This is a genomic window from Flavobacterium sp., assembly GCF_020217025.1.
Lineage (GTDB): Bacteria > Bacteroidota > Bacteroidia > Flavobacteriales > Flavobacteriaceae > Flavobacterium.
The window spans coordinates 1-10,000 of the sequence record NZ_JAIWOF010000117.1; the positions used below are offsets into that span (position 1 = coordinate 1).

Here is a 10,000-nt window from a genome sequence, read left to right on the forward strand (position 1 = left end):
TTTTAGAATTCATCATTCTTATGTTGTTAATATAAAAAAAATAGTTAAAATTGTAAAAAAAGACGGGTTTTATTGTGAGTTTGATTTTGGAATTTCGTTACCTGTTGCAAAAAGAAGACAAGAAGAGTTTGTGAAATTTATTAAAATATAAATTGATGAAAGCAAAAGTAAAAAAAGTAATGATTGTAGATGACAATGAGTTTGATTGTTACTTCACATCAAAAATCATCACTAATTTTGATGAAACAGCGGATATTATGGAATTTAATTCTTCCGTAACGGCCATTCAATATTTAGAAGAATTTCAAAATGTTCCGGCTAAATTACCTGATTTCATTTTTTTGGATATCTATATGCCTCTTTTAGATGGTTTTGCTTTTATTGAAAAGTTTAATACGCTTTCTGATACTTTGAAGCAGCATACTAAGATATGTATATTATCTACTACAGTTGATGATTTGTATATTCACAGGGCAAAAATTGACGAATCGGTTTTGTTTTCTAGTAAGCCTATTACAAAGGAATTCATTGCAAGTATTTTTTAATTTCGTTTCCGTTTGAAACGTTTTCTTGGATTGTTTCAACATAATTGTATATTTACTTTTTATTTAAAAGTAAATGAATCTATTACATTTAATACATACCGATTATAAAAAGTATAAAAAATACGGTGGAAATTTTTTTACTATTGTATTTTTCACGCAGGGTTTTTGGGCTGTCTTTCAATATAGAATAGCGCACTCTGTTTATCGCCTTCCAATTCCCATTTTAAAGCAACTCCTTCAATTTTTTTGTTTGATTTGGCAAAAAGTAATTGAAATGACTACAGGTATATCTATTCCTGCCTCTGCTCAGATAGGACATTCGTTCTATATTGGACATTTTGGAGGTATTATTTTAAATGCTAAAACAAGTATTGGGAATAATTGTAATCTTTCGCAAGGAGTCACTATTGGAGTGTCAGGCCAGGGAGAAAATAGAGGAGTTCCAAAAATCGGAAATAATGTGTATGTTGGGACTAATGTAGTAATTGCAGGAAATATTATGATAGCAGATAATGTGTTAATTGGAGCTTGTTCTCTTGTTAACACAAATGTTGCTGCAAATAATGTAATGCTTGGAGTGCCGGCTGTAAAGATTTCAGAAAAAAGTTCGGAGGGTTATGTATAGACTGGGAGATTGGGAGACTGGGAGACTGGGAGATTGGGAGATTGGGAGATTGGGAGACTGGGAGACTGGGAGACTGGGAGATTGGGAGACTAGGTGATTGGGTGATTGGGAGACTGGACGGATCTTACTAATTTTGAATGCTGATTGACGAATGTTGAATTTTGAGATTTTTACACCGAGATGCATTGAGATTTTTTGAAGTGGATTGTGTTGGATAGAGCTACACAGAGTCTGAAGTTTCGGACGTTTCACTTGCGGGAGTTTCGAGTTACAGGTTTGATGTCTTTGGAATAAGAATTGATACTGACTTAACGGATTTTGATTTAAGTTAGTGTCCGCTAAAGAGGATAGTTACGGGTTTTTTCTGCGACTGAAAACTAATTTTTAGAGATTTAGTTATCGGGTTTTTGAATATTGAATGGGGAATAAAATGTTGAATATTGAAATTTTCACACAGAGATACATCAAGATTTTTTTGAAATTGATCGTGTTAATAGAATTCTAAAGGGGTGTTATACTTAATTAGAGTTTGAAGTTGATTTTTGAAATTGTAACTTGCACCCAAAATTAAGATATCTTGAAACTTTTAGTTATATCCTCAGCACCTATTGTTGAATTGAATGGCAAATTACATTTGTATGCTCCCTATGAAAAGGAAATGCAATTGTGGGCAAAATATGCTGATGCAATACAATTTTGTTGCCCTATTTGGAGAGAAGATAAAAAACTTTTAATCGCTCCGATTTCTTTCAAAGTTGATACGATTGTAGCACTTCAAGAATTTGATATCACTTCATTTTCAAATAAACTGAAAGCAATTCCTCTTGCTTTTTTAGCTTTAGTAAAAATTTTCAAAGCCATGAAACAAGCCGATCATATTCATTTGCGTTGTCCAGGGAATATTGCCTTATTAGCATGTTTGGTTCAAATTTTATTTCCTAATAAACAAAAAACGGCTAAATATGCAGGAAACTGGGATCCTAAAAGTCAACAACCTTGGAGCTATCGCCTTCAAAAATGGATTTTATCTAATCCTTTTTTAACTCGCAATATGCAGGTTTTGGTCTATGGGGAATGGGAGGGAAGTAGTACGAATATTAAATCATTTTTTACCGCTACTTATAGTGAAGAGGAGATTGGGAGATTGGGTGACTGGGAGATTGGGAGACTGGGAGATGGGGAGACGAGGAGATTGGGAGACTGGGAGATTGGGAGATTGGGAGATGAGGAGACGAGGAGATGGGGTGATGGGGTGACTGGGAGAAGAGGAGATGGGGTTAAGTTTTTATTTGTGGGGACACTTTCGCCTGGAAAGCAGCCTTTATATGCTATTCAATTAGTGGAAGAGTTTCATAAAAAAGGGAAAAAAGTGGCTCTTGAACTTTATGGGGAAGGTGTTTTACGAAAAGAATTAGAACTTTATATAGCCCAAAATAATTTAGAAAGTATTGTTACTTTAAAAGGAAATCAAACTAAAGAAACGGTTTTAAAAGGGTATCAAAACAGTCATTTTTTAATTTTACCATCCAAAAGTGAAGGTTGGCCAAAAGTAGTAGCGGAAGCTATGTTTTGGGGTTGTGTTCCAATTGCTTCACCTGTTTCTTGTGTTCCCTTTATGATGGGTAATGGAAGTAGAGGTATTGTTTTGAAAGAACAACTACACAACGATATAAGTCAAATAATGAACGTTTTAAATAATCAAGAAGTTTATAAAAAAATGGCTTTAGATGGACAAACTTGGTCTAGACAATTCACAACCGATAAGTTTGAAATAGAAATTAAGAAGTTGTTGAGAAATTGATTTTGAGACAGGGAGATGGGGAGATTTTGAGATGAGGAGATTGGGAGATTGGGAGACTGGGAGACTGGGAGACTGGGAGATGGGGTGTTTGATATTGATTTTTGTTCTTGTGTTTGATTTTCTTCGTTTGATTTTTTCTATTTTTACAACTTAATCTTAATAAGTAAAACCATTTGGCTTCTCCAAAAGAAATACGTGTTATTCAACTAATTGATAGTTTAGAACCTGGTGGCGCTGAACGAATGGCAGTTACCATTGCAAATGGACTTTTAGAGAAAGTGGGATTTTCTGGTTTAGTAACTACCCGATTGGAAGGCGGTTTGAAAACCACAATGAATGAAAAAGTCGAATATGCTTTTCTGAATAAAAAAAAAGTAATCGACATTAAGGCAATTATTCGGTTAAGAGATTACATCAAAGCTAATAAAGTAAATACGGTTCATGCTCACGGCAGTTCTTATTTTTTTGCTGCTTTATTAAAGATGACGATGCCTTCTCTTCAAATTTTTTGGCATGATCATTTTGGTAATCGTGTACATGCTAAAAATAATTATTTTTTATTACGTATTCTTTCTGTTTTTTTTAGTGGTGTTTTTACTGTGAACGAGGCATTAAAAAATTGGGCATTAAAAAAGTTAAGAGTCAAATATGTAGTGTTTCTATCCAATTTTACTTCGGCATCTGCAGACGAGATACCCGTAACCATTTTAAAAGGAACTCCCGATAAAAGAATCGTGTTTTTAGCTAATTTACATCATCCTAAGAATCATATCTTAGCATTGCAATCTTTTTTAGCTAGTCAAATTGCAAATGAAGGTTGGACTTTACATTTGATTGGGAAAGATAAGCAAGATGATTATTCGAATGAACTTAAAGGTTTTATATCACGTAATAACTTGAATGAATCCGTTTTTATTTATGGTTCTTGTACTGATGTGAAATCTATTTTGAAGCAAGTTAAGGTGGGGATTTTGGTTTCAAGTTATGAAGGATTTCCCGTAACTTTACTGGAATATGGAATGGCCGAATTGACTGTAATTAGTACGGATGTGGGCTATTGTAGTACAATTATTCAGAATGAAGTAACAGGTTATTTGATAGCTTCAGATAATGAAGCACAACTTCAAAGTGCTTTTATTAAAGTAGCAAATGAATCCCATAAAAATGCTACTCTAGCTAAAAATTTGAATACTTTTGTTAAGATTAATTATTCACCTGAAAAAGTGATTCAAAAAATAATAGCAGCCTATCAAAAGAAATATGAATAGCGAAACCTCACAATATTTAAAATTTGTAATCATCCATTTATTAATTGGATTGGCTGTTTTTTTAGTTCCGCCCATTTCAAAGGTGTATGCTGTAACTATTATTTTGGTTGGTTTTCGTTATGTAATTCTAAGAAAGAATGCTAATAATGAAGCCTTGTATGTGGCAGCCTACATAGTTGGAGCAGAGGTTTTTTTACGGATGACACAGGGGAATTTTTTTGAACAATTTGCTAAATATGGAGTAATAGGAGTTCTGATAATCGGGATGATGTATAGGGGTTTTTCTAAGAATGCTACTTTGTATTGGATTTTTGGTTTGCTTTTAATTCCTGGGGTTGTCTTGTCTTTTTTTACATTGAATTTTGAAACGGATATTCGAAAAGCGATAACCTTTAATATTATTGGTCCCATTACCTTAATGATTAGTGCTATCTATTGTTATCAAAGGAGAATATCTTTTGATCAAATAAAGCGAATAATTGATATGCTGGCTTATCCATTAATAGCAACAGTAGTTTATATGTATTTATATACACCTAGTGTTAAGGATGTGGTGACAAATACAGAATCAAACTTTGAGACTTCAGGTGGTTTTGGTCCTAACCAAGTTTCTACGATTTTAGGGTTGGGAATCTTTTTATTTTTTGTAAAGATTGTTTTGATTTCTAAAACTGCATGGATTCGAAATATTAATATTTTATTTTTTGTAATCATTACTTTTAGAGGTATTGTAACGTTCTCTAGAGGAGGAGTTATTGCTGGATTAGTTATGATTATAATTGTAGTCGTTTTACTTTTATTCTATACAAAGTCATATGTAAAGTCTAAGATAATAATGTTAGTAGTATTTGGACTTTTTGCTTTGAGTGGTATTTGGGCTTATAGTTCCATACAAACTAGTGGTCTTATTGATAAACGTTATGCTAATCAAGATGCAAGAGGAAGAGAGAAGGCAAGTAAACTAACTGGAAGAGAGCGATTAATCGAATCAGAATTTAATATGTTTTTAGATAATCCTATTTTTGGTATTGGTGTTGGAAAAAATAAAGAGTATAGGCTTGAAACAACAGGTATTGATGCAGCTTCACATAATGAGATTACAAGAATGTTAGCTGAACATGGAATGTTCGGATTATTTGGATTGATTATTCTATTAATCACTCCCATGGTGTTGTATTTGAATAATAAACAAAACATTTTTGTTTTTTCTTTTGTTGTTTTTTGGCTCCTTACTATCAACCACGCCGCCATGCGATTAGCGGCACCAGCTTTTGTATACGCCTTGTCACTTTTAAAAGTTCAATTTGTAGATGAAACTACTGTATCTAGGGAATCAGTTAAGTAAGCATGGTTTTAATAAAACCACAATAGAAACTTTAGGACTTCAGCTAGAGCAGGAAGGTTATACAATTTATTATGCTTCTGATAAAAAGTCCTTTTTATTTCGATTGTTGGATATGATATGGGCTGTATTTATCTATCGCAAGCAGGTGTCTTACATTTTGATTGATACCTATAGTACAAAAGCGTTCTGGTATGCTTTTTTTTGTAGTCAATTGGCACGTATTTTCAATATTAAATATATTCCTATTTTGCATGGTGGCGCTTTACCAAATCGGTTAAAAAAGAATCCCAAGTTATGCCAAATATTGTTTGCCAATGCACACAAAAATATTGCCCCATCAGGTTACTTAAAAAAAGCTTTTGAGAAAGCAGCTTTTACAAATGTAATCTACATTCCGAATTCTATTGAAATTGAAAAATATCCCTTTAAAAAAAGAACTGAATTAACTCCAAAATTACTTTGGGTTCGTGCATTTGCTTCTATTTATAATCCTGAAATGGCGGTTAAAGTTTTACAACAACTTCAAAAAAAATCTCCTTCTGCTACTTTAACTATGGTAGGGCCTGATAAAGATGGAAGTTTACAAACCACTAAGGATTTTGCCAAGTCTATTGGTGTTACAGTAAATTTTACGGGGCAATTGCCTAAAGAAGATTGGTGGCAGTTGGCTACAACTCATGATATTTTTATCAATACCACTCATTTTGATAATACGCCTGTTAGTGTTATGGAAGCTATGGCTTTAGGATTGCCAGTGGTGAGTACGAATGTAGGCGGAATTCCTTATTTATTACGTGATAAAGAAAATGCGTTATTGGTTAATGATAATGATGTTGTAGCGATGACGAATGCTATTTGTAGTTTGCTAGAAGATCGAGAACAATGCAAAACCTTAGCATTAAATGCTCGTAACTTTATAGAACAGATGGACTGGGATGTAGTGAAGGAAGGTTGGAAGCTGGTTTTGAGGTGATTTTGAGACGAGGGGAGAGGTTTCTGATGTTTTTTATGAACTTTTTGATATTATCTTTTTAAGTTAAAAAACTTATATAACTTTTACGTTGGTTTTTAGTTTCAGGTTTTTTGAACACTGACTGGAGTAATCTTTAAAATTTTATATTACTATTTTAATAAATTTGCAATCATGATTTCATGGTTTCTTTTAAATTCGTTACTTTGCGTTAGAATTATAAACGAATGAGTGCCTTCCAAAAAATACATTTTGAAATTTCAGAACGCAAAATCTTATTGCGTGTCATGGATGTGTTTTTTACTTTAATGACTTTAGCATTAATTGGACATTATACAAAATTTGATTATTTCAAAATATCCCAAACCAATTTTTACTGGACAATCGTTTTAGCTCTTTATTTGGTTTTCTTCGGAACAATTTTCGAAATGTACAATTTACAAACCGCAAGTAACCGATTTCAAATATCTAAAAGTATTATTTTAACAACTTCTGTAACTGTTTTACTTTATTTGTTAACTCCTTTTTACACTCCTGTTTTGCCTTCTAATCGTTTCCAAATTATTCTGTTTTTCTTTTCTATTTTAATTTCATTGTCCATTTGGCGTTATACTTACATTATTTTTTTGGCTTCCAATCGATTTATGAAAAAAGTACTTTTTGTGGGAAGTAGTAAAGATATAGATGGTTTGGTAAATGAATTGGCTAAATTTAATCCGCATTATAAAGTTATGGGTTATGTTGCTGTAGATGAACAACCTAATAATACAAATGTAGCACGTATTTTAGCGGAAAATCTAGATACGTTTGTGTCCCAAAATTATATTTCTGAAATTGTGGTAGCCAACGTTAAAAATAAATTGACTTCCGTTAATTTGTATAATAAATTACTGCGATTGCTCGAAAAAGGGATTGTAATTCGAAAATACAATCAAGTTTATGAAAACAGTACCTATCGATTACCTATTCATTTTGAAGATCGCGAGTTATATAAGTTTTTTCCGTTTAGTAGAAGCAATCAAAATAAATTATATGTGTATTACACTCGTTTTTTTGATATCGTTTTTTCACTAGTTGGATTAATTGGTTTTTTTATGTTGGCCCCCTTTTTATGGATAGTCAACCTTTTTGTAAACAAGGGAAGTTTCTTTTATACTCAAGAGCGCGTAGGAAAAAATGGTGTTCCTTTTACAATTTACAAAATGAGAACCATGGTGCAAAATGCCGAACAAAACGGGGCTGTTTTTGCAACAACTAATGATAGTCGAATTACTCCTTTTGGTAAATTTCTAAGAAAGACAAGATTAGATGAATTACCCCAATTTATCAATGTGTTGAAAGGCGACATGGCCATCATCGGTCCACGACCAGAACGACCTGTATTTGTTGATCAAATTGCGGCTTCAATTCCTTTGTACCAAACTCGCCACGTTATTAAACCTGGACTTACAGGTTGGGCACAAGTGAATTATCCTTACGGTTCTAATTTAGAAGACAGTTTAATGAAGCTTCGTTATGATTTGTATTATATCAAACATCGTAGCTTGTTTTTAGATATCAATATTGTTGTGAAAACAATGAGTACGGTATTGTTTTTTAGAGGGCAGTAGAGAGGGGACTGGGAGATTGGGAGACGAGGAGATTGGGAGACGAGGAGATTGGGAGACGAGGAGACGAGGAGATGGGGTGAAGATTTTTTCTTCCTGATTTTGTTAGTGTTTCGCAATTGCGAATCTGTTTTATTAGCGTGCTAGATTTGATTTCTTAATCTGCAATACAATTTTTCCTATCCAATAAAAATGTAAGGCTATAAAAGGCCAAACGATTTCCAGATGAATTTTAGTGGTCATGTAGGCTAGATAAACCAATAACATTGCTAAAATAATTTGCCCAAACAACACTATTCTTTCTTTAATTCCTTTTTTAAGGTACCAAGCGAATACTAATAAAAGCGGATTAAATAGTAAAATATTATAATTCCATAAGATTTCTTCGTGCAATGAGTATAATCCTACCAAAGAGAAGAAAAGTCCTAATATTCCCGCAAATATAAAGTAGCTAATTTTTATCCATTTTTTGTTTAAAAATACTAAGATTAAAAGTGCTGTAAGTAAAGAATAAATTGAGTTTAACCAGTTAAATGGAGTTTCGGCTTTGGTTACTTGCAAAATTTTTGAATTACTCTTTTCAATTTTATTTCCATTTATTTTTGCAGTTGAAATAGCGTCTTTGAATTCGTAAGGTAAAAATAAGCGAGTTGCCTGTTCATCTACTTTTGTTCCAAAAATCAATTGAATTCCTAATTTCATATAAAAATCACTCATATAAGGATACAGAATTTCTCTATAGGATTGGTTGGAAGTATCTGATTTGATAGCTTCTTTTCCTATAATCCCATTGATTTTATCTACTACCATAGTCGTACAATTTCTGTCGATGAATTTATAGGTATAAAATCGGTCCTCACTATAAACCGATTGATTTAATTGTTGAAACAGGGTGTTAATTTGAGATGGTTTAAGGTTTAATTCTTGTTCAATGATTTCTCTATTTTCCGCTTGGTAAATGTAATAGAAATCGATAAAACTACCGTTGGTTACAAAATATTGTAAATCGCCTTTTATGAATCTGCCAATAAAATTAGGTGTGCTAAAATCAAATGCACCATAATTGTAAACTACATCAATTCCGTAAATACTGTCTTGAATACGAATGCCCGTATGCCCATACATAGCATACGATTCTGGACCTAAACCACAAGTTAAAATGCTAACTTTTGCTTTTTTGGAAAGTGAAATGTTTTGGGAAAACCCACAAAAAGAAATTAAAATAAGTAAAGCGAAAAGTAGTTTTTTTGTCATTTTATATAAAGTCTTTCTTCTTGTTTCTTTTCTCTAGCTTCTAAAATTATCTAAACAATTCCCAATCCACTTTTAAGGAAAAAATGTTGGAATATAAAGCAGCACTTTGATCTCCTAAATCGGTTAAAGCATAATCCACTTGAATGCCTTTGTATTTGAATCCCAATCCAATATTTGGTTGAAAACTCAATTTCTTTGAATTATCAATTTGAGTTATTTGCTGAAAATTTCCAACGCCTGCTCTTAAATAAACCAAATCAATATAGCCAAATTCTAGACCTAATGCTGGGTCAATACTTACCGCATTAGTAGAAATGATATCATTTGTTCGTGCAAATTGCATGTTTAAATTGGTGGCTGCTAACAAGCTGTAGTCATAACGTATAATCCATTTTTTTGACATTCCTAATTGTGCTTTTGGCAATGTGATTTCGCTAGTTTCTGGTAATTCTTGATTTTCACCTGGAATGGCATCGGCAATTTCTTGGTATTTATCTTTGTCTATGGTCCAAGTATTATAAGTGGTAGTAATGTCTCGAATCATTAAACCAAATTTCCAATCCTCGTCATCACTGATGTATTGAA

General features: G+C 32.6%; 9 protein-coding genes and 1 pseudogene. 8 read left to right on the forward strand and 2 right to left on the reverse strand.

The genetic code is table 11. From position 1 onward, the window contains the following. Positions 1 to 7: 7 nt before the first annotated feature. The 8 genes from LDL23_RS05755 to LDL23_RS05790 all read left to right on the forward strand — a co-directional run bounded on the left by LDL23_RS05755 (position 8) and on the right by LDL23_RS05790 (position 8,164). Positions 8 to 151 (forward strand): LytTR family transcriptional regulator DNA-binding domain-containing protein, encoded by a 144-nt coding sequence (locus LDL23_RS05755; protein ID WP_291264865.1) that lies wholly within the window; start codon positions 8 to 10, stop codon positions 149 to 151. A gap of 4 nt (positions 152 to 155) precedes the next feature. Beyond that, positions 156 to 545 (forward strand): response regulator, encoded by a 390-nt coding sequence (locus LDL23_RS05760; RefSeq protein ID WP_291264857.1) that lies wholly within the window; start codon positions 156 to 158, stop codon positions 543 to 545. Between the two features lie 274 nt (positions 546 to 819). After that, positions 820 to 1,170 carry a serine acetyltransferase gene (locus LDL23_RS05765; RefSeq protein ID WP_291264858.1) on the forward strand — a complete coding sequence of 117 codons (351 nt, stop codon included), beginning with the start codon at positions 820 to 822 and terminating at the stop codon, positions 1,168 to 1,170. 577 nt (positions 1,171 to 1,747) lie between these two features. Then, a complete protein-coding gene (locus LDL23_RS05770) occupies positions 1,748 to 2,971 on the forward strand; it encodes a glycosyltransferase (protein WP_291264859.1) in 1,224 nt (407 codons plus the stop codon). A gap of 173 nt (positions 2,972 to 3,144) precedes the next feature. After that, complete coding sequence (locus LDL23_RS05775) at positions 3,145 to 4,239, forward strand: glycosyltransferase (RefSeq protein WP_291264860.1); 1,095 nt, start codon at positions 3,145 to 3,147, stop codon at positions 4,237 to 4,239. After that, entirely contained in the window at positions 4,232 to 5,584 is a 1,353-nt protein-coding gene (locus LDL23_RS05780; protein ID WP_291264861.1) for an O-antigen ligase, read from the forward strand. Before LDL23_RS05775 ends, LDL23_RS05780 begins: the two co-directional genes overlap by 8 nt. Then, positions 5,550 to 6,557: a glycosyltransferase family 4 protein gene (locus tag LDL23_RS05785; protein ID WP_291264862.1), complete on the forward strand. Its 1,008-nt coding sequence runs from the start codon at positions 5,550 to 5,552 to the stop codon at positions 6,555 to 6,557. Before LDL23_RS05780 ends, LDL23_RS05785 begins: the two co-directional genes overlap by 35 nt. A 224-nt stretch (positions 6,558 to 6,781) precedes the next feature. Then, positions 6,782 to 8,164, forward strand: coding sequence for an exopolysaccharide biosynthesis polyprenyl glycosylphosphotransferase (locus tag LDL23_RS05790; protein ID WP_291264863.1), 1,383 nt, complete (start codon positions 6,782 to 6,784; stop codon positions 8,162 to 8,164). Positions 8,165 to 8,296: 132 nt separating this feature from the next. Here LDL23_RS05790 and LDL23_RS05795 read toward each other — a convergent pair whose 3' ends face one another. Further along, on the reverse strand, positions 8,297 to 9,415 hold the full coding sequence (locus LDL23_RS05795; RefSeq protein ID WP_291264864.1) for a DUF4105 domain-containing protein: 1,119 nt from the start codon (positions 9,413 to 9,415) through the stop codon (positions 8,297 to 8,299). Positions 9,416 to 9,461: 46 nt separating this feature from the next. After that, positions 9,462 to 10,000: pseudogene (locus LDL23_RS05800) on the reverse strand (hypothetical protein); the annotation flags it as partial.